This window comes from Lientehia hominis (genome assembly GCF_021044755.1).
In the GTDB taxonomy this organism is placed as follows: Bacteria; Bacillota; Clostridia; order Lachnospirales; family Lachnospiraceae; genus Lientehia; species Lientehia hominis.
Window position 1 is genome coordinate 197,377 of the sequence record NZ_JAJNOR010000004.1, and the last position, 19,890, is coordinate 217,266.

Consider the following 19,890-nt stretch of genomic DNA (forward strand, 5'->3'; position numbering starts at 1 on the left):
TGGACAGGCATTCCAGACAGGATATGCGGGGTTCGACTCCCCGGTGGCCACGGATATATGAGCGGCAGAATGAAAAGAGTCAGAAAGGAGAATGTCAAAATGAAGAGGATAGGAAGATTTGATAAAATAGGACTGGAACAATTCCGAAATGATTGGGAGGAATTGTTTGCGGGGAGCGTCATGATGCGGAATATGGATATTGAAAAAATATATGCTTCCATTAAACTGCCGGAGAGAGAGAACAAGGACAGCGCGGGCTATGATTTCTTTTCTCCTGCCGCATTTACGCTGATGCCCGGAGAATCGATCAGGATTCCCACGGGTATACGGGCTGATATCCGGAGCGGGTGGGCCCTGAGCCTTTATCCTGCCGATGTGCCGGGTCCGTGGAGCGGCATCCGGCTGAGCGGGGCGGGAATCATAGACGGGAGCTATTCCCATTCCGAAAATGGAGGTCATATATGCGTGAAGCTTGTTAATGGGACAGAAGAAGCGCGGATGCGGAGCATAGAATGCGGCAGCCGGATTCTGAAAGGGATTTTCCTGAGGCACGGTTTCACATATGACGACTGATCTTCTGGCGCGCGCTGGATGGGGACAGTTTTTGAACAGGGGAAAACTCTTGCAGTTTTCCCCGAAGTATGCTATTCTTCTCTTATCCTATTCTTCTGTCCAGGGGGTCTCCTGGATTTTCCCGATAGTAAGGCAGCAGGCTGTTCCAGAAAGAAAAACCGGTTGACTTTTACGTGAAACTATATTACTATTATTTACAGAAAAGAGCGAACATTCGTTCTAATAATTGGAGGATTTACAATGGTAAAGGAAGAAAAGCAGAAAGCCCTGGATGCGGCGTTGATGCATATTGAGAAGGCATATGGGAAAGGGTCTATCATGAGGCTGGGGGATTCCACTGCCAATATGAACATTGAGACGATTCCCACCGGTTCATTGAGCCTGGATATCGCGCTTGGCCTGGGAGGTATTCCCAGGGGCCGTGTTGTAGAAATCTACGGGCCGGAATCCAGCGGCAAGACCACGGTGGCCCTTCATATGGTAGCTGAGGTACAGAGGCGGGATGGGATTGCCGGATTCATTGACGCGGAGCATGCGCTGGATCCTTCTTATGCAAAGAAAATTGGTGTAGATATTGATAATCTGTATATTTCTCAGCCGGACAGCGGAGAGCAGGCGCTGGAGATCACCGAGACTATGGTGCGTTCCGGAGCTGTGGATATCGTGATCGTAGACTCCGTGGCGGCGCTCGTACCGAGAGCGGAGATAGACGGGGACATGGGGGACGCCCACGTAGGGCTTCAGGCCAGGCTAATGTCACAGGCGCTCCGGAAATTGACAGCGGTCATCGGCAAATCCAATTGTGTAGTCATTTTCATCAATCAGCTCCGTGAAAAGGTGGGTGTCATGTTCGGAAATCCGGAGACGACCACCGGAGGGCGCGCGTTAAAATTCTATTCTTCTGTCCGCCTGGATGTGAGAAGGATTGAGACGCTCAAGCAGGGCGGAGAGATGATTGGAAACCGGGTCCGCGTAAAGGTAGTGAAGAACAAAGTAGCGCCTCCTTTTAAAGAGGCGGAATTTGATATCATGTTCGGAAAAGGGATTTCCAGGGAAGGCGATATCCTTGATCTGGCGGCTAAAGAGAATATAGTGGAAAAAAGCGGCGCATGGTATGCCTATAATGGGGACAAGATCGGCCAGGGCCGTGAGAATGCAAAGATCTTCCTGGCAAATAACCCGTCTGTAATGGAGGAAATCGAGAGAAAAGTACGGATTCACTACGGATTTGAAACAGGAGAAGAGGCAGACGTGAAAGGCACAGAGACTGCTTCTAAAAAGGCAGGAAAAGAACAGAAGACGGAAGCGTGATGAAAGGCTCTTCAATCTCCGACGTTTTTCGCACACAGAGTAATAATGCTTGACAGTAACCGGAAAAAAGTTTAAAATTGTATTGTTGTAGTACTTATGGTATGTCTGCCATTGCGTACGGTAAGTGATGTACAATGAAAACTAAATAAGGAGGTGCTCCTGTGGGAGGAACTATAATTGCTGTAATTGTTACACTGTGTGTTGTAGCTCCTATTACTTGGTTTATTGCAATTGCATACCGCAAGAAGGTATACGAGAGCAAGATCGGCAAAGCGGAAGAAAAATCAAGAGAAATCATAGATGAAGCGTTAAAAGTTGCGGAAACCAAGAAGCGCGAAGCTCTCTTAGAGGCCAAAGAAGAATCCATGAAAACGAAGAATGACTTGGAAAAAGAGGTCCGTGAGAGAAGAGCGGAGATACAGCGATATGAACGAAGAGTATTGAGCAAGGAAGAGAATTTAGAGAAAAAGTCCGAGGCACTGGAGAAGAAAGAAGCCGGTTTATCTGCTAAAGAAGAGGCGTTGGTGAAAAAGAAAAAGGAAGCCGAGGAACTCTTTGAGAAAGAAGTGCAGGAGCTGGAGCGGATTTCAGGATTTACCTCCGAACAAGCAAAAGAATATCTTTTAAAAACTGTTGAAAATGACGTAAAGCATGATACTGCAAAGCTGGTTAAGGAACTGGAGACGAGAGCAAAGGAAGAAGCGGGCAAGAAAGCGAAAGAGTACGTGGTCACTGCCATTCAGAAATGTGCGGCGGATCATGTGGCAGAGTCGACGATTTCTGTTGTTCAGCTTCCCAATGATGAGATGAAGGGCCGTATCATCGGCCGGGAGGGGCGGAATATCCGTACCTTAGAGACGCTTACTGGTGTAGATCTGATTATTGATGATACGCCGGAAGCCGTGATTTTATCAGGGTTTGATCCGATCAGACGTGAAGTGGCCAGAATCGCTTTGGAAAAATTGATTTTAGATGGACGTATTCATCCGGCCAGAATTGAAGAAATGGTTGAAAAAGCTCAAAAAGAAGTAGATACTATGATTCGGGAAGAAGGGGAAGCCGCTGTTTTGGAGGTTGGCATCCATGGTATCCATCCCGAGCTGGTTCGGCTTCTGGGTAAGATGAAGTTCAGGACAAGTTATGGACAGAATGCTTTGAAACATTCGATTGAAGTTGCGCATTTGTCAGGACTCCTGGCTGCCGAGATCGGCGTAGATGTGCGTATGGCTAAGAGGGCTGGTTTGTTGCATGATATCGGCAAGGCAGTGGACCATGAAATGGAAGGCTCACATATTCAGCTGGGTGTTGAATTATGTAGGAAATACAAGGAATCAGCTATAGTGATCAATGCGGTGGAATCTCATCATGGCGATGTAGAACCTGAGACGCTGATCGCCTGTATCGTACAGGCCGCGGATACTATTTCCGCTGCACGTCCTGGCGCACGCCGTGAGACAATCGAAACATATACCAACAGATTGAAGCAATTGGAAGATATTACGAATACCTTTAAAGGTGTGGACAAATCTTTTGCTGTTCAGGCAGGACGCGAAGTCCGTATTATGGTTGTGCCGGAGCAGGTGAGTGACGACGATATGGTCCTGATGGCAAGGAACATCTCGAAGCAGATTGAGTCTGAGCTTGAATATCCTGGTCAGATTAAAGTCAACGTTATTCGTGAATCACGAGTTACGGATTACGCAAAATAATGGTTTGGATTTAACTGGAGAGTACAGATGCCCCATCCTGAGTGAATCGTTTGATTCATTCAGGATGGGGTATCTTTATTACTGTATTGCTTTCATAAAAGGAGTGGAGAAATGGAAGAAATCGTACGGATTAAACGGGAACTGGCTTATCAGGGAAAGATTCTTAATATTTATAGAGACTATATGGCGCTTCCCAACGGTCATACGGCAGTCTGGGACTTTGTGGAGCATAAAGGAGCGGCTGCGGTGGTCCCAGTGACAGGGGAGGGAAAGATTCTTATGGTACGGCAGTACAGAAACGCTCTGGAGCGTTATACGCTGGAAATACCGGCGGGAGCCCTTAATTATGTGGGGGAGCCTAAAGAAGTTTGTGCAGCCAGGGAATTAGAGGAGGAGACCGGATTTCGTGCAGGAAAGCTGGAATGGCTGATAAATGTAAATACTACGGTAGCCTTTTGTAATGAAATCATCGGGATTTATCTGGCTTCCGATCTGATTCCTTCTAAACAGCGTCTGGATGAGGATGAATTTCTGGATGTGGAAGAATATGGCCTGCAGGAGCTTCTTGATATGATATTTACAGGGAAGATAACGGACGGAAAGACCATCGCCGCATTGCTTGCGTATCAGGTCAAGCGGGCATAACCATGGTGTTCCCATCATATAGTATCTGTAGCTATAGGATGGAGGAAATCATGGAGAAGAACGGAAAACTTTGGAAAATGGCCTGTATCGTTTTTGCTGCGTCTCTGCTGCTGGGGACTCTGGCGGCTAACCTGACCGGAAAAAATGGACAGGGTAGTTGGGAGCTTTATTTTACACAGGTTGGAGACGCCCTGAAGCAGCAGGATTTTGCCAGGGAAAGTTATTTCTTTTATATTTTACGGCTTCGCCTGATGGAAGTCGGGGCAATTTGGCTGTTGTCCATGACAGCTTTTGGAAGCGTATCCCTTTGGGCATCGATGGGATGGATTGGTTTTACGACTGGAGTACGAATTTCTCTCGGGACCATGGTGTTCGGACGCACCGGAATCCTCTATTTTTTATGCAGTATACTGCCCCAGGCTCTTTTTTATGTGCCGGCGCTTATACTCTTATATGCCCGCGGGTTCCAGATATACTCCTTTATGAGAAAACAGAAGGATTGGGGACAGTACAGACGGATACGGATGCCGAAGGATATCCTGCTCCTGCTGATCACTTTGCTTTGCCTGCTGCCGGGTATCATCTGTGAATGCTATATCAATCCGCTTTTGTTGAAGATCTACTTTTAGGCAGGACTACAGCAGCAGAATCTGGGATGGTCTGATTTGCAGCTGCACATAGAAGCGTAAAAAAGACAGGCCCCAAAGATTAAGGGGCTTGCCTTTTCTGTACCTTTATAATTAATTCTGATTCTTTATGCCAATTCCGCGATATCGTATATCAGCTGTCTGGATTCTTCCCATCCGAGACAGGGATCGGTGATGGAGCAGCCGTAGATATGGCCTCCTACCTTTTGGCTTCCGGGTTCAATGTAGCTTTCTATCATAACTCCCTTAACAAGGCTGCGGATATCCAGGGAATGCTGCCTGCTGTGGAGAACCTCTTTTACGATCCGGATCTGTTCCTTGTACTGCTTGTTGGAATTGGAATGATTAGTATCCACGATGCAGGCGGGATTCTGCAGATCCCGTTTTGCGTACATGTCGCAGAGCAGCCTCAGATCCTCATAGTGGTAGTTGGGCTGGCTCTGTCCGTGCTTGTTTACCGCACCTCGCAGAATGGTATGGGCGTAAGGATTTCCATCGGTATGGACTTCCCAGCCGCGGAAGATGAAGGTATGTCCATGCTGAGCGGCTATGACGGAATTCAGCATAACGGAAAAATCACCGCTTGTGGGATTCTTCATGCCGGCGCCCACATCCATGCCGCTGACGGTGAGACGATGCTGCTGGTTTTCCACGGAACGGGCTCCTACGGCCACATAGGACAATAAGTCTGAAAGATACCGGTAGTTTTCTGGATAAAGCATCTCGTCCGCAGCCGAAAGGCCGGTTTCCTGCAGAACCCTCATATGCAGCTTGCGGATAGCCAGAAGTCCTTCAAACAGATCGGGGGCTTTTTCCGGATTTGGCTGATGAAGAATGCCCTTGTAGCCTTCGCCGGTAGTGCGGGGTTTGTTGGTATAGACGCGGGGAACGATGAGCAGCCTGTCCTTCGTATCCTCCTGGATTTTTACCAAACGAGACACATAGTCACATACAGAGTCTTCATTATCGGCAGAACAGGGCCCCACGATGACCATAAACTTATCACTGTTTCCGGTGAGAACATCGCGGATATCCTGATCACGTTTGTGTTTTTCCTTGGTAAGTTGTTCTGACAAGGGGAACTGATGGCGAATCTCGGCTGGAGTCGGCAGCTTACTGATGAATTCAAAGCTCATAATACGGCCTCCTTTTTATCAGGCATTTTTTTCTCCCATGATATAAGTAGCATAGCCGCCGGCGAACATGAGTATAAGTCCGATGATGAGGCCTGCCACGGAGAAGTGTGCCAGTGCGTTTGTATTATAAAAAATTCCGAAAGGTGAAGAAAGAATCAGGCCCAGGATCGCTGCATAGGTAGAAACGGTATGTTTTGCGAACAGATATTCAATCATCTTGGATATCAGGAAAATGCCCAGGATGGCTCCGATACCGAAAGGCACAAGGATGGCGGCCTGGGACATGACAGCTGACCAGTTGCCTGCCTTTAATGCGTCTACGAAGCTGGTGATAGAATTGATCACGCCGTAATAGTATCCGAGGACCATGAGGACCATAGAGCCGCTGACACCAGGGATTACCATGGTAGCAGATGCGATGACGCCGAGGAAAAACAACAGAACGATGGTACCGGGGGCAGCGGTAAGGGTTTTCAGGGTGTCCTCACTGCCCTGCAGCAGAGGAAGGATAATCGCAAAGGCGAATAGAATTACAAACGCCGCAATGTTGAACGCAGTTACACGGCCGCCGCGGCTTTTCCGGATACCTTTCTTCATTTCCCGGACAAGCATAGGCACGCCGCCGAGGATAAGGCCGAGAAACGTAAGACAGGTGGGAAGAGGCTGATTGCCGAGAAGATATTTAATGGCATATGTGAAACAGATGATTCCCACGGCGCATCCGAGCAAGATTGGAAACAGAGTCGTGATACTCTTTTTAAACTGTTTGAACAGATGGGTAATGGAAGAGATCAGCTTATTGTAGATTCCCATGGATACGGCCATGGTTCCGCCGCTGACACCGGGGATGACATTGGCAATGCCGATCACCGCGCCTTTTATGATGTCCAGAATGAAGTTCATAGTTATTTCCTTTCGTGTTCAAAATAATAAAGTATACAGCAACCTATTATAAAAGGATTTCCAGGGGATGTCAAGAAAAGCAGACGTTTAGCGGCATAAAGATTTTCCAGAGAATACTAATAAATAAGTAAGAAATTAGTAAAAATCACCTATAGGAATCAGGCGGAAAATCTGCTATAGTCTTCTATAGAACAATCGGAAAAAGGGTGGGAAAATGAGGAAATTTTTTGAGAATGTTCAAAAGAAGACGGCGCGGCATCCATTGCTCAGCTGTTTTCTCACTGCCATACTGCTGAATCTTTTTGTGGAGCTGCTGTCCAGGCGGTCTTTTATCAGCCTGGCTGTTTTTGTCGGCACAAGGCCGCATATCTTTCTGTTTAACGCTTGTATCATATTCTGGAGCTTTTCACTCCTTCTTCTGGTCCGGAGAAAACTGTTTCTCTCAGCTGTCATCAGTGTCATCTGGCTGATTCTTGGAATTGTGAACTTTGTGCTCCTGGGGTGCCGCGTCACGCCGTTTAACGGAGCGGACCTTCGTCTGACAAAGGATGCGATGGCAGTGGCCGGAAAATATCTTTCCTGGTGGCATTTGGTCCTTTTGATCATAGCTGTCGCCGCGCTTCTCGCGGCATTGGTCATCTTGTTCCGAAAGCTTCCCCGTTCAGAGAAGAAGCCTTCCTATATTAAGTCTCTGATATTTGTAGTGTTTTCTTTTATGGCGCTTTTGGGGATCAACAGTGTAGGGAAGAGCACCGGGGTCCTGGCAAATCAGTTCGGCAATCTGGCTCAGGCATATCAGGATTATGGATTTTCCTATTGCTTTGCCAATAGCCTCATCAATACCGGAATCAGCAAGCCGGGGGACTACAGCACGGAAGTGGTCAGGGAAATTAAAGAGGAGGAAATCGTTCCGGAGGAGCATGTGTCAGCTCCGTTCGTTGTGGAGAACAGGCCGGATGTGGTCAATGAACAGGGAGTGGCGGTGACAGAAAAGACGCCGAATATTATCTTCCTGCAGCTGGAATCCTTCAGCGACCCTCTTAAGTATCTTCATATGGAATGCTCGGAAGACCCGATTCCCAATTTCCGGAAGCTGATGGAACAGTATTCCTCCGGATACCTGTGGGTACCTTCCGTGGGGGCGGGGACCGCCAACACGGAGTTTGAGGTAATCACCGGCATGAACCTGGATTTCTTTGGGCCGGGTGAATATCCTTATAAAACGGTACTGCAGAAGCAGGTTTCCGAAAGCATCTGTTTTGACCTGAAAGAGATTGGGTATCACGCTCAGGCGATTCACAACAATTCCGGTACTTTTTATGACCGGTATACGGTGTTTTCCCAGTTGGGATTTGATACGTTCACCTCTTTGGAATACATGACAGGATATGATACCACTTATATGGGATGGGCGAAGGATGAGATTCTGACAGAGCAGATTGCGAAGGTGCTGAATTCCACTTCCGGGGCGGATGTGATCTATACGATTTCTGTACAGGGGCATGGCTCTTATCCTCAGGAGAAGGTATTGGATTCTCCTGCCGTGCGGGTGACGGGGCTTCCCACAGAGGGAGAGACCAACGCTATGGAATACTATGTGGAACAGATCCATGAAATGGATATCTTTGTGGGAGAGCTGATCTCATATCTGGAAAGCCGGGACGAGGAAACCATTCTCGTCATGTACGGTGATCACCTGCCCAGCCTGAATCTGACGGAAGATAAGCTGGAGAACGGGGACTTATTCCAGACGGAATATGTCATCTGGGACAATATGGGTCTAGCGAGGACCAGCCGGAACGTGGAGGCATATCAGCTGGGGGCCTATGTGATGGATAAGGCAGGGCTTAAAAAGGGAACGATGTTCCGCTACCACCAGGCATACCTTCAGAAGACATCACATACCGCAGAGGAAGAAGAGACGTATCTGAATGATATGAAGATATTGGAATATGATATCCTTTACGGAGATCAGGATGTGTTCGAAGGAGATATGCCCTATGAGGCGACTAATCTGCACATGGGAGTGCAGCCGGTCAGCATCAACCGGGTGCTGCTCCAGAATAAGGGACTCTATGTGACCGGATGGAACTATACAAAGAACAGTGTGATCTATGTGAATGGAAAGGCATGGGAAACCAACTGCGTTTCACAGAATCTGCTCTATGCGGCAGATGTAAAGCTCAAGGAAGGCGACAATGAGATCACAGTCAGCCAGGTGAGCGATGATAATATTGTACTGAGTGTCTCAGAGCCGTATATCTTGAAGCAGGAGAAAAAGGACGGTTCTGAAGGTTCCTGAACAAAAGCGGACAGGATAAACATCGGTTTTTTCAGTTGCGTTTATGGACAAGATATGATATAGTGGGAATGTGCAAAGAAATATTGCCGTATCAAGTGCCTGTCCTTTGACAGGGAAAAGGGAATCAGGTCAGAATCCTGAGCGATCCGGTCACTGTATTCAGGGAGCGAAGCCTCGTCATCCATTGCAAACCCTATCATGCGAGAAGGAGAGGCCGAGCGGAGAACTGTAAGTCAGGAAACCTGCTTGATATGTGAGATGGGCTTCCGGGCAAAGCTACACATCCGACAGGGTATTTCCCTCATGGTGTCGGCTTATGGGTTAAGCGGACATACTTTTGTGAATCTCAAAGCAACAGCAATGCACAAAACTTTCGTTCAGAGAATGAGTCTGGGCTGGCGCAGTGCCGATCCTACTCGCCGGGCTGTGTGCCTGTGTACTGTGTTGTCTGGACTGTGTGCACATTCGCAGGAACGGAACAAAGGCGTACCGTCTGGTACGCCTTTTTATATTTGTATTAGAGAGACAATTTACAGTGACAGTCAAAAAGCAGGAGGAGAGAAATGGAAATATTGCTGACCGGAGGCGCCGGTTATATTGGAACTCATACGGCCATCGAAGTGGCAGAAAGCGGCCGTCAGGTCGTGATTGCGGATAATTTCGTCAACAGCTGCCCTGAGGCAGTGAAGCGTGCGGAAGAGCTTGCGGGCGCAGAATTTCCGGTCTACAATGTGGATGTGGCGGATGAGGCGGCGATGGAACAGATATTCAAAGAGCACCGGATCGAAGCTGTGATTCATTTTGCGGGCCTTAAGGCAGTGGGAGAATCCGTAGAGAAGCCGCTGGAATATTACCGGAACAATCTGGATAGTACCCTCACGCTGCTCAGGGTGATGAAAAAATATGGCTGCAGGCAGATTGTCTTCAGCTCTTCGGCCACGGTGTACGGGACGCCGGAAAAGGTGCCTTTAACAGAAGAAATGCCGGTGGGCAGGAGCTGCACCAACCCTTACGGGTGGACGAAGGTCTTTATCGAGCAGATACTCAGGGATGCAGCCAGAGCGGATGAGGAGCTATCGGTGGTACTCCTTCGGTACTTCAATCCCATAGGAGCCCATGAGAGCGGAAGAATAGGGGAGAATCCCAACGGAATTCCCAATAATCTGATGCCTTATATTTCTCAGGTGGCAGTGGGAAGACTGCCGCGCCTGAGGGTATTTGGAGACGATTATCCGACGCCCGACGGGACAGGAGTCAGGGATTATATTCATGTGGTCGATCTGGCCAAAGGGCATGTGGCGGCTTTGGATTATGCCGGAGGGCATAAGGGAGTGGAGACTGTCAATCTGGGAACCGGTATTGGATATAGTGTCCTGGATATCGTGAAGGCATTTGAAAAAGTCAATGGAGTGAAGATTCCTTATGACATTGTGGAACGCCGGGCAGGTGATATTGCGGAATGCTACGCGGATGCGTCCAAGGCAGAACAGATTCTTCACTGGCATGCGGAAAAGAATCTGGAGGATATGTGCAGGGATTCCTGGAGATGGCAGAAAAACAATCCCAATGGATATGAGGAAAAGGCCGGAACAGGGTTGTCATAGAATCTTGCCGGAGACAATAGAATAGAAGTAATGATAAGACCCTGGAGTCGGTTTTATGAAAAGATTGTATCGAATGACGGCTGCCCTTTGTCTGTCGCTTTGCATGATGGTATCACTTTGTATGCCCGTGTTCGCGTCCGACGAAGGACAGCCATCTGTGATTCCGGAGATTATGGAATCCGTAGAAGCCGGAGGCGGTTCCGGAGCAGAAGAGAAGCCCGTCTCCGGACAGCCGGAAGAAGGACAGAGGAAACAGGAGGATGTGCCGGGAGAGGCAGTAGAAACATCCGGAAAGGCACTGCCGGCTTCGGCAGAAACATCCGGAAAGGCACTGCCGGCTTCGGCAGAAACATCCGGGACAGAGGAAACTGGCGAGAGTGCCGCTCAGCCAGAAAGCAGCACTCAGAGAGCGGAAGAAAGCCAGGGGGAAAATGCATCATCCCAAGAAAACGGAGCTCAGGCGGATTTGGGAATAACTGCTCAGGCCGCTATTTTGATAGAAGCCTCCACAGGAACCGTGATCTATGAAAAAAATCCGGATGAGGCCCTGCGCCCAGCCAGTATTACGAAGATTATGACGCTGATCTTGATCTTTGATGCCATAAGGGACGGCAAGATCTCCCTGGATGATCAAGTCGCAACCAGCGCGTATGCCAAATCCATGGGCGGTTCTCAGGTGTTTTTGGAAGAAGGAGAAGTCCAGACCGTGGAAACACTCATAAAATGTATCGTGATCGCGTCAGGAAACGATGCGGCTGTGACCATGGCAGAGTACATAGCCGGCAGTGAGTCCGAATTTGTCCGCCAGATGAATGAAAGAGCAAAATCCCTTGGCATGGAGAACACAAATTTTGAGGACTGCTGCGGATTGACGGATTCGGGTACCCATTTGACGTCTGCCAGAGATGTGGCTCTCATGAGCCGGGAACTTATCACGAAATATCCCGAGATCGAAAATTACAGCACGATCTGGATGGAAAATATCACTCATGTGACGAATAAGGGCAGCAGTGAATTCTGCCTGTCCAATACCAATAAACTACTGAAAATGAGCAATTCATTCACGGTCACCGGCTTAAAAACAGGGAGCACCAGCCTGGCGAAATACTGCCTGTCGGCCACGGCCAAAAAGGACGGGGTAGAGTTGATCGCGGTCATTATGGCTGCACCAGATTTTAAAGTACGGTTCAGTGAAGCTGCCAGCCTTTTAAACTATGGGTTCGCGGGCTGCAAGCTCTATACAGATTCGGATGAAAACCGGGAGGAGCTTCCAAAGCTTCCGGTGGCTATGGGAGTTGTACCGGAGGTATCCCTTCGCTATGGCGGAGAGTTTTCTTATCTCAGCACCAGCGGAGAGGATTTCAGCACCATAGAGCGCCAGATATCCATTCCGGAAAAGCTGGAGGCGCCGGTTCAAGAAGGAGATATTGTGGGCAGTCTCACCTATATGCTGGGTGGTAAGACTCTGGGGACCGTAGATATCCTGGCTGCAGAGTCGGTGGAAGCAGCCGGTTTTGGAGATTATCTGGGCTGGATGTGGCAGTCCTTGCTGATATAATGACATGAATCAAATAGAAAAAAAGAAAAGGCGTCTGTTTCCGGCTGTTTGCCGGAGACAGGCGCTTTTGGCGATTTACAGAAACTTTACGCGGTTTATACAGTACAGTGGTGTTGGCTGAAAGAAAAAAATGATATTTTCTATGGAGAAGCGAAGAGAGAAAAGAAAAAGAGGGAGCAATTATGGATCGATCGACATTCAGCATTGTGGGAAACAGCAAAGCCAAGAATATGACGGAAAAAATTGCGGGGATTTTGTTTCTTGCCTGTGGTTTTTTCGCAGTGGCTGCCGTTATCGTCATCACTGTGTATATGATTGCAAAAGGGACGCCGGCGCTTCACAAAGTAGGCATCCTGGAGATTTTATTTGGAACAGTCTGGAGTCCTACAAGCGCGGAACCGAGCTTTGGTATCCTGTATATCATTCTGACATCCGTTATCGGGACAGGAATGGCAGTCCTCATCGGAGTCCCCGTCGGTGTTCTGACCGCAGTATTCATGGCGGAGGTAGCTCCGCCGAAGCTGGCGGGTATAGTCAGGCCTGCAGTAGAGCTTCTTGCAGGAATTCCTTCCGTGGTATACGGGCTTGTCGGGCTTTTGATCTTGAACCCTCTCATGTATAAGCTGGAAATGTGGGTTTTCAAAGGTTCCTCCACTCATCAATGGACGGGAGGAGCAAATCTGCTCTGTGCAGTCCTTGTTCTGGCTGTCATGATTCTTCCCACAGTCATCAATATCAGTGAATCTGCCATCCGCGCCGTGCCGAGAGATTATAAGATGACTTCACTGGCCCTAGGCGCCACACGGATTCAGACGATCTTCCGTGTTATCCTGCCGTCGGCAAAATCCGGTATCGTGACAGCCATCGTGCTCGGCGTAGGGCGCGCCATAGGAGAAGCCATGGCGATCTGTATGGTGGCTGGAAACTCAGTCAATTTTCCGTTTCCGTTCAGCTCAGTCCGGTTCCTGACGACGGCAATGGTCAGTGAAATGGCCTATTCCCAGGGATTACATAAAGAAGTGCTGTTTACCATCGGACTGGTATTGTTTGTATTTATTATGATTATCAACCTGGTGTTAAACCGGGTTATGAAGAAAGGAGCAGAGGATGGGAACAAATACCGTTAGTTTATATACGAAGCGCAGACGATTGTCAGACGGGATTCTCACAGCTCTCATTTATTTGTGTGCGTCATTGGCAATCTGCCTGGTGGCAGGAATCGTGGGATATGTGGTCGTCAGAGGCGTGAGATCCGTCAACTGGACATTTTTGACCACGGTGCAGAGCAGTAAGAACAATACCTTTGGCATTGCAGGGAATCTGCTGAATACGCTGTATATCATTGTCATAACCCTGCTGATCGCGACGCCTCTCGGTATTGGGGCGGCGATTTATCTGAATGAATATGCAAAGCCGGGAAAGCTTGTCCGGATGATTGAATTTACGACAGAGACGCTGTCTGGAATTCCCTCTATCATCTTCGGTATGTTCGGCATGGTGTTCTTCGGAACGACTCTTCATCTGGGATTTTCCATATTGACCGGAGCACTGACCTTGACCCTGCTCATCCTTCCGCTGATCACGAGGAATACTCAGGAGGCCCTGCGGACCGTGCCGGACAGCTACAGAAACGGAGCTTTGGGCATCGGGGCCACGAAGTGGTATATGATACGCACGATCCTCCTGCCGTCTGCCATGCCGGGAATCATCACTGGTGTGATACTTGCCATAGGGCGTATTGTCGGAGAATCGGCAGCCCTTATTTTTACTGCGGGAAGCGGCTATATTCTGCCCAAATCTCTTTTCGGCGCTTTTCATAAGATACTGGAATCGGGAGGGACTCTTACGATCCAGATGTATCTTAGAATGACCAACGCGAAATACGACGACGCTTTCGGGATTGCCTTGGTATTGCTGATCATCGTTTTGGGAATCAACTGCCTGACCAAATTTCTGACGAAGCGCTTTGATGTGACGAGACTGGACGAACGCCGGGGGAAACAGAAGAGAGTTAAAACGAAAGTATCTAAATAGGCCGGCCACAGGAGGATATATATGCTTGCAAATAAGATTATCACAAAAGATTTAGATTTATATTATGGGGAGAATCATGCACTGAAAACAGTAAACATGGATATCAAAGAAAAAGCTGTGACAGCTTTTATCGGACCTTCAGGCTGTGGGAAATCAACATTTTTAAAAACATTGAATCGTATGAACGACTTGATTCCCAGTGTCCGCATCGAGGGCACAGTGACCCTGGACGGAGAGGATATTTACAGCCAGGGAGTGGATACTACTCTGCTGCGGAAGAAGATCGGTATGGTATTTCAGCAGCCGAATCCGTTTCCCATGAGCATTTATGATAATGTGGCATATGGCCCCAGGATCCATGGAATCAAACACAAGGCACAGTTGGATGAGATTGTAGAAAAGAGTCTTCGGTCGGCAGCCATATTTGATGAGGTAAAGGACCGGATGAAAAAGTCGGCTCTGGGGCTTTCCGGCGGTCAGCAGCAGAGACTGTGCATAGCAAGAGCTCTGGCGGTGGAGCCGGAGGTCCTATTGATGGATGAGCCGACCTCTGCTCTGGATCCTATCTCCACGCTGAAGATCGAAGATTTAATGGCGGAGCTTAAGTCTGAATATACGGTAGTCATCGTTACCCATAACATGCAGCAGGCGGCCCGTATTTCCGACTATACCGCATTCTTTTTAGTAGGAGAGATGGTGGAATTCAATACGACGGATGAGATATTTGCAAGGCCAAAGGATAAAAGAACAGAAGACTATATCACCGGACGGTTTGGGTGATGAGCCGGCAGCTGCGCCGGCAAAGCCGGAATGAAAAGGCATTTTAGACAAACAGGAGGGTTTAATGTGACGACGAGAGTAAACTTTCAGCTGGAACTGGAAGCATTGGATGAGGCCTTGGAAGAAATGGCCGATATGGTGGAAAACAACATTGAGAAATCCCTTGCTTCTTTCGAAAAAAGAAATGTGGAGCTGGCCAGGGAAATTGTTCAGGGGGACCGGGCCGTAGACGATATGCAGCGTTCCATAGAAGCGCGCTGTCTGTCCTTGATGCTCCACCAGCAGCCTGTGGTAGCCCGGGATCTGCGTATGGTATCTTCTGCTCTGAAGATCGTGACAGATTTGGAGCGGATAGGCGACCATGCACAGGATATCGCAGAACTGGTCCTGCGGATCAGCGATGCCAACGTGATGGAAAATGTGGGGCATATCATCGAGATGGCCTCGAAAGCCAAGCTGATGATGAAAAACGGTATACGTGCGTATACCACACGGAATACAGAACTGGCATATCAGGTCATTGACGCGGACGATGAAGTGGATGACCTGTTCAATGAAGTAAAAGAGGAGATTTCAAATCTTCTTCAGGAGAAAAAGGAACCGGTGGACGACTGTGTCGATATCCTTATGATCGCAAAATATCTGGAGAGGATCGCAGACCATGCGGTGAATATCTGTGAGTGGACAGAATTCAACGAGACAGGAACGGTGCAGAATATCCGGCTTTTGTAATTACCAAAAACACAGACTGGTTTACAGAAACTTTACGAAAAATACGGAAAACCGTGATAGTCCATATAGAGAACCGATGTTACACTGTGGTTGTTCCAAGAGGAAAGAAAAAGGAATGACAAAGAAGAAAAAAGGAGAGTATTGAAGATGAGAAAGAAAATTTTTGCTGCTGTTATGGCAGGTATGATGCTGTTGTCTTTGGCAGCATGTGGAAACGAAAAGGAAGAGACTACGAAAGCGGCAGATACGACTAAGACTTCCGAGACGACTTCAGAAGAAAAAACAACCACGGAAAAGGAGACGACGAAAGCAGCGTCCGATCTGAGCGGTTCTATTTCCCTGAGTGGTTCCACTTCCATGGAAAAGCTTGTGACTGCTTTAGGTGAGGCGTTCATGGATGAAAATAAGAATGTGACGGTGAATTCTGAATTCGTAGGTTCCGGAGCTGGTATTGAAGCTGTGACAGCAGGCACTGTTGATATTGGAAATTCGTCCAGAGCACTCAAGGACGAAGAAAAGGCAAACGGAGTACTGGAGAATATCGTGGCAATAGACGGAATCGCCATGGTAGTCGACCCGGAGAATGCGGTCACTGACCTGACAAAAGAACAGCTTATCCAGGTGTATGATGGGACTGTGACAAACTGGAAGGATCTGGGCGGAAGTGATATGCCTATCATCGTGATCGGAAGAGAGGCTGGCTCCGGTACAAGAGGAGCCTTTGAGGAAATCTTAAAGCTGGAAGATAAATGCCAGTATGCTTCAGAGCTTGACAATACGGGCGCTGTTATGGCCAGGGTGGCTGCGACTCCCGGAGCGATCGGATATGTATCTCTGGATGTGGTGGATGATACTGTAAAAGCCGTGTCTTTGGATGGTGTAGAGCCTACGGAAGAGAACATCAAGGCAGGAAGCTATATCCTGAGCCGTCCTTTCGTTATGGCGACAAAGGGTGAGATTTCCGAGCAGAGTGAACTGGTCCAGGCGTGGTTTGCCTACATAAACTCAGATGCAGGCAAAGAAGTTATTCAGTCAGTGGGACTGATCCTTCCCGACTGATTGGATTCATCAAGGATAAGGCAGAGAAACGGGATATCATTTACAAGAATCTGAAAATGATTTACACTAAAGGGTGAGCAGGCTTCCTGTTCACCCTAATGTGCGGAACAGGCAAAAATCAGAGATGCCGGCGGATCAGAAAATCAGGAGGAAAGAATCACATATGGAGTTAATTTACGTCATTGAAGACGACGAGAATATCAGAGAGCTGATTCGAGCGGCTTTGGTCAGCTATGGCTATCAGGTGGAAGCGTTTGAGGCGGCAGAGCCTGCTCTTAGCAGTATTGTGAAAGACAGGCCGTCTCTGGCGATCTTTGACTTGATGCTCCCGGGTATGGATGGCCTGGAAGCCATTGAAGAAATCCGGAAGGATCCTCAGGTCGGAGGTGTGCCCATAATCGTCCTGACAGCAAAGGATAAGGAATTTGATAAGGTCATAGGTCTGGACAGAGGTGCAGACGACTATATGACAAAGCCGTTCAGTGTTCTGGAGCTGGCTGCCAGAGTGCGCTCTCAGCTGCGCCGGGAAAGCGGAAAGGGGCAGCAGACAGCGGGCCGTCTTGAGGAAGGGAGCCTTCTTATTTGTCCGGACACGAGGGAAGTATTTCTAAATGGAGAGATGCTGCACCTTACGTTAAAAGAGTATGAGCTCCTTAAATATCTGGCAGAGAATAAGACGAGAGTCGTGACGAGAGAGCAGATCTTGAATCAAATTTGGGGTTACGAATATGAGGGAGAATCCCGAACCCTGGATATGCATGTCCGAAGTCTCCGGCAGAAGCTGGGAGAAGGCGGGACGGAGATGATCCGGACGGTCAGAGGTGTGGGATACCGTTTTTACAGTCAGGAGAAGGAAGATTGAAAAAGGCTATTTTTAAAAAGTTTGTGTGGATGATCTTATTGGCACTGGTCGTCAGCAGCACGGTTTTTTGTCTGGTGATGAGCAGTGAAAGCTTGAAACAGACGGAGGATAAACTTTTAGATACCCTGCATATGATGGACTATGCGCTGGATTATGGTGAGGACGTGGCGAAGCAGATAACGGACATCTGCGCCATAGACGGTAATCAGGACAGCCGGGCCACAATTCTTTCTGTGGATGGGACTGTGCTGGCGGACAATGGTGTCACAGATATGGAACAGCTTGAAAATCATCTGGACAGGAAAGAGGTAAAAGAAGCCATTGAAAATGGCCGAGGATATACCAAGCGTTATTCCAAAACTCTTCATAAGGAAATGCTTTACGCGGCGATCCTCTCGGAAAACGGCGGATATGTCCTGCGGCTAGCCGTGCCCTATGAAGGACTTTTTATGTATCTGAAGATTTTGATTCCGGCTGTATTTTTCGGAGTGGCGGTCGCTCTGATAGCATCATTCTTTTTGGCAGAACGGTTTGCCCGTTCTGTAACGACTCCGCTAAATGAGATCGCGGGAGAGCTGCGGAAAGTAGATAAAGGCGAACCGGAGATCTTTATGAAGCACTATCAGTATGAAGAGCTGAATGTCATCATAGACGCGATGAATCAGATGTCGGCAGAAATCGGCACCTATGTGAAAAAGCTGGAATTGGAGAGGATTATCCGACAGGAGTTTTTTTCCAACGCGTCGCATGAACTGAAGACGCCGATCACTTCTATTAAGGGATATACGGAGCTTTTGGGAAGCGGATTGGTGACGAAGGAAGAGGTCCAGCAGGATTTTCTGTCCAGGATAGAAAAGGAAGCCGACCATATGACCAATCTGATTAATGACATTCTGATGATCTCCAGGCTGGAAACGAAGGATGTGGAAGTAGAAATGGCGGATCTGCAGATATATCCGCTGGTGGAGGAGATGCTGGCATCTCTGGACCCCATGGCCTGTGACTATGGAGTGAAGGTGATCACAGAATGTAAACCACTGACCATTGCGGCAAATGTACAGCAGATACGGGAACTTTTAAATAATCTGCTGGTAAATGCAATCAAATATAATAAACCGGAAGGTATTGTCCGTCTGACGATCACCTCTGATAAAAAGGAGATGGTCCTGATAGTCAGCGATACTGGTGTGGGAATCCCGAAAGAAGCTCAAAGGCGGGTATTTGAGAGGTTTTACCGAGTGGATAAAGGGAGAAGCAAGAAAATGGGGGGCACCGGCCTGGGCCTTTCCATCGTCAAGCATATTGTCAATTATTATGGCGGTAGCATCCAGCTGGACAGCCAGGTTGATGTGGGGACCACATTTACGGTCCGCCTGCCTGTAGTAAAGGAAGGAAGATAACAAAGGCGTTATATCTCCTCCCCCAGGACCATATGGTTTTCCAAAGAGAGTTCTTCGCCCCAAGGAAAAGAAGGGGATCTGCGGCAGATGAATTTCTTTTTCTTCGTGTCATAAAAATGCTCGTACATGGCTTTGTCGTAAGCGTTCATTCTCCGGGCGGCAGAACGCACCCATGACTGGTAATTTCGGTATGCGTATCCAGCGGCTTCCAGAGAGATATCAAAAACGTTGGATACGTCTCTTGCATTTCGGCAGTGAGTATAGTGAATGGCCATGGCGGGGGCCAGGAAACGTCCGGCGAAATAATTTGCCTCCAGTTCCTGCTTTGGGTTTTCACCCCGGTGGTTTAAGATACAGTGTCCGAATTCGTGTGCGAGAGAAAAACGGATTCGCCTGTCGGGGACATCCTGGTTATAATAGATGCGTTTTTTATAACGAAAGGCATCTTCCGAATACCTGAGAGCCATTTGATAAAGCTCCGGATTCTTTCGCCCCATGTCTTGGTAGGAGCAGACCCGGAAGCCATATTTTTTCAGCACTTCAAAGCAGTCTATGGGAAAGCTTCGGATATCCAGGACTCGATAAGCTTCCAGGATTTTTTGTTCGATCAGATTATATTCCATATTATCATCCCA

Annotated in this window: 18 protein-coding genes and 1 riboswitch; of the genes, 15 read left to right on the forward strand and 3 right to left on the reverse strand. The window is 48.3% G+C overall.

Annotated features, from left to right (window positions below):
- The first annotated feature begins 99 nt into the window (after nt 1–99).
- The 5 genes from LQE92_RS07625 (at nt 100) to LQE92_RS07645 (ending at nt 4,867) form a co-directional block, all read left to right on the forward strand.
- Nucleotides 100–573 (forward strand): dCTP deaminase/dUTPase family protein, encoded by a 474-nt coding sequence (locus tag LQE92_RS07625; protein WP_231062393.1) that lies wholly within the window; start codon nt 100–102, stop codon nt 571–573.
- Nucleotides 574–813: 240 nt separating this feature from the next.
- Entirely contained in the window at nt 814–1,884 is a 1,071-nt protein-coding gene (gene recA / locus LQE92_RS07630) for a recombinase RecA (RefSeq protein WP_231062394.1), read from the forward strand.
- Between the two features lie 161 nt (nt 1,885–2,045).
- On the forward strand, nt 2,046–3,593 hold the full coding sequence (gene rny / locus LQE92_RS07635) for a ribonuclease Y (protein ID WP_231062395.1): 1,548 nt from the start codon (nt 2,046–2,048) through the stop codon (nt 3,591–3,593).
- 111 nt (nt 3,594–3,704) lie between these two features.
- On the forward strand, nt 3,705–4,238 hold the full coding sequence (locus LQE92_RS07640; RefSeq protein ID WP_231062396.1) for an NUDIX domain-containing protein: 534 nt from the start codon (nt 3,705–3,707) through the stop codon (nt 4,236–4,238).
- A gap of 50 nt (nt 4,239–4,288) precedes the next feature.
- Complete coding sequence (locus tag LQE92_RS07645) at nt 4,289–4,867, forward strand: stage II sporulation protein M (RefSeq protein WP_231062397.1); 579 nt, start codon at nt 4,289–4,291, stop codon at nt 4,865–4,867.
- Between the two features lie 125 nt (nt 4,868–4,992).
- On the opposite strand, the gene LQE92_RS07650 is transcribed toward LQE92_RS07645, so the two are convergent.
- Both LQE92_RS07650 and LQE92_RS07655 read right to left on the reverse strand, forming a co-directional pair.
- The gene (locus tag LQE92_RS07650; RefSeq protein WP_231062398.1) at nt 4,993–6,021 is read right to left on the reverse strand and encodes a 3-deoxy-7-phosphoheptulonate synthase; all 1,029 of its coding nucleotides are present in this window, start codon (nt 6,019–6,021) and stop codon (nt 4,993–4,995) included.
- A gap of 18 nt (nt 6,022–6,039) precedes the next feature.
- The gene (locus LQE92_RS07655) at nt 6,040–6,924 is read right to left on the reverse strand and encodes a DUF368 domain-containing protein (protein ID WP_231062399.1); all 885 of its coding nucleotides are present in this window, start codon (nt 6,922–6,924) and stop codon (nt 6,040–6,042) included.
- A gap of 214 nt (nt 6,925–7,138) precedes the next feature.
- Between LQE92_RS07655 and LQE92_RS07660 the strand changes: the two genes are divergently transcribed.
- The 10 genes from LQE92_RS07660 (at nt 7,139) to LQE92_RS07705 (ending at nt 19,255) form a co-directional block, all read left to right on the forward strand.
- Nucleotides 7,139–9,226, forward strand: a complete 2,088-nt coding sequence (locus LQE92_RS07660; protein WP_231062400.1) for a sulfatase-like hydrolase/transferase — start codon at nt 7,139–7,141, stop codon at nt 9,224–9,226.
- A 76-nt stretch (nt 9,227–9,302) separates the two neighbouring features.
- Nucleotides 9,303–9,490: riboswitch (cobalamin riboswitch) on the forward strand.
- Nucleotides 9,491–9,789: 299 nt separating this feature from the next.
- Entirely contained in the window at nt 9,790–10,830 is a 1,041-nt protein-coding gene (gene galE / locus LQE92_RS07665; RefSeq protein WP_231062401.1) for a UDP-glucose 4-epimerase GalE, read from the forward strand.
- A gap of 55 nt (nt 10,831–10,885) precedes the next feature.
- Entirely contained in the window at nt 10,886–12,388 is a 1,503-nt protein-coding gene (locus tag LQE92_RS07670; RefSeq protein WP_231062402.1) for a D-alanyl-D-alanine carboxypeptidase family protein, read from the forward strand.
- Nucleotides 12,389–12,570: 182 nt separating this feature from the next.
- Nucleotides 12,571–13,515, forward strand: coding sequence for a phosphate ABC transporter permease subunit PstC (gene pstC / locus LQE92_RS07675; protein WP_231062403.1), 945 nt, complete (start codon nt 12,571–12,573; stop codon nt 13,513–13,515).
- A complete protein-coding gene (gene pstA, locus LQE92_RS07680) occupies nt 13,496–14,422 on the forward strand; it encodes a phosphate ABC transporter permease PstA (RefSeq protein WP_231062404.1) in 927 nt (308 codons plus the stop codon). Before pstC ends, pstA begins: the two co-directional genes overlap by 20 nt.
- Before the next feature lie 21 nt (nt 14,423–14,443).
- A complete protein-coding gene (gene pstB / locus LQE92_RS07685; RefSeq protein ID WP_231062405.1) occupies nt 14,444–15,202 on the forward strand; it encodes a phosphate ABC transporter ATP-binding protein PstB in 759 nt (252 codons plus the stop codon).
- Between the two features lie 66 nt (nt 15,203–15,268).
- Complete coding sequence (gene phoU / locus LQE92_RS07690) at nt 15,269–15,934, forward strand: phosphate signaling complex protein PhoU (RefSeq protein WP_231062406.1); 666 nt, start codon at nt 15,269–15,271, stop codon at nt 15,932–15,934.
- Nucleotides 15,935–16,075: 141 nt separating this feature from the next.
- Complete coding sequence (locus LQE92_RS07695; protein ID WP_408611445.1) at nt 16,076–16,993, forward strand: phosphate ABC transporter substrate-binding protein; 918 nt, start codon at nt 16,076–16,078, stop codon at nt 16,991–16,993.
- A gap of 163 nt (nt 16,994–17,156) precedes the next feature.
- On the forward strand, nt 17,157–17,855 hold the full coding sequence (locus tag LQE92_RS07700) for a response regulator transcription factor (RefSeq protein ID WP_231062408.1): 699 nt from the start codon (nt 17,157–17,159) through the stop codon (nt 17,853–17,855).
- The gene (locus LQE92_RS07705; protein WP_231062409.1) at nt 17,852–19,255 is read left to right on the forward strand and encodes a sensor histidine kinase; all 1,404 of its coding nucleotides are present in this window, start codon (nt 17,852–17,854) and stop codon (nt 19,253–19,255) included. The genes LQE92_RS07700 and LQE92_RS07705 overlap by 4 nt, the downstream gene beginning before the upstream one ends.
- An 8-nt stretch (nt 19,256–19,263) precedes the next feature.
- Here LQE92_RS07705 and LQE92_RS07710 read toward each other — a convergent pair whose 3' ends face one another.
- Nucleotides 19,264–19,878: an ImmA/IrrE family metallo-endopeptidase gene (locus tag LQE92_RS07710; RefSeq protein WP_231062410.1), complete on the reverse strand. Its 615-nt coding sequence runs from the start codon at nt 19,876–19,878 to the stop codon at nt 19,264–19,266.
- Between the last annotated feature and the right edge of the window lie 12 nt (nt 19,879–19,890).

Bases quoted from the DNA above. Each gene is read 5' to 3' on its own strand.
- LQE92_RS07660 (WP_231062400.1), top strand. From the start codon at position 7,139: ATGAGGAAATTTTTTGAGAATGTTCAAAAGAAGACGGCGCGGCATCCA.
- LQE92_RS07670 (WP_231062402.1), top strand. From the start codon at position 10,886: ATGAAAAGATTGTATCGAATGACGGCTGCCCTTTGTCTGTCGCTTTGC.
- LQE92_RS07655 (WP_231062399.1), bottom strand. From the start codon at position 6,924: ATGAACTTCATTCTGGACATCATAAAAGGCGCGGTGATCGGCATTGCC.
- LQE92_RS07700 (WP_231062408.1), top strand. From the start codon at position 17,157: ATGGAGTTAATTTACGTCATTGAAGACGACGAGAATATCAGAGAGCTG.
- galE (WP_231062401.1), top strand. From the start codon at position 9,790: ATGGAAATATTGCTGACCGGAGGCGCCGGTTATATTGGAACTCATACG.
- LQE92_RS07710 (WP_231062410.1), bottom strand. From the start codon at position 19,878: ATGGAATATAATCTGATCGAACAAAAAATCCTGGAAGCTTATCGAGTC.
- pstA (WP_231062404.1), top strand. From the start codon at position 13,496: ATGGGAACAAATACCGTTAGTTTATATACGAAGCGCAGACGATTGTCA.
- pstC (WP_231062403.1), top strand. From the start codon at position 12,571: ATGGATCGATCGACATTCAGCATTGTGGGAAACAGCAAAGCCAAGAAT.
- LQE92_RS07645 (WP_231062397.1), top strand. From the start codon at position 4,289: ATGGAGAAGAACGGAAAACTTTGGAAAATGGCCTGTATCGTTTTTGCT.
- LQE92_RS07640 (WP_231062396.1), top strand. From the start codon at position 3,705: ATGGAAGAAATCGTACGGATTAAACGGGAACTGGCTTATCAGGGAAAG.
- recA (WP_231062394.1), top strand. From the start codon at position 814: ATGGTAAAGGAAGAAAAGCAGAAAGCCCTGGATGCGGCGTTGATGCAT.
- LQE92_RS07650 (WP_231062398.1), bottom strand. From the start codon at position 6,021: ATGAGCTTTGAATTCATCAGTAAGCTGCCGACTCCAGCCGAGATTCGC.
- LQE92_RS07625 (WP_231062393.1), top strand. From the start codon at position 100: ATGAAGAGGATAGGAAGATTTGATAAAATAGGACTGGAACAATTCCGA.
- pstB (WP_231062405.1), top strand. From the start codon at position 14,444: ATGCTTGCAAATAAGATTATCACAAAAGATTTAGATTTATATTATGGG.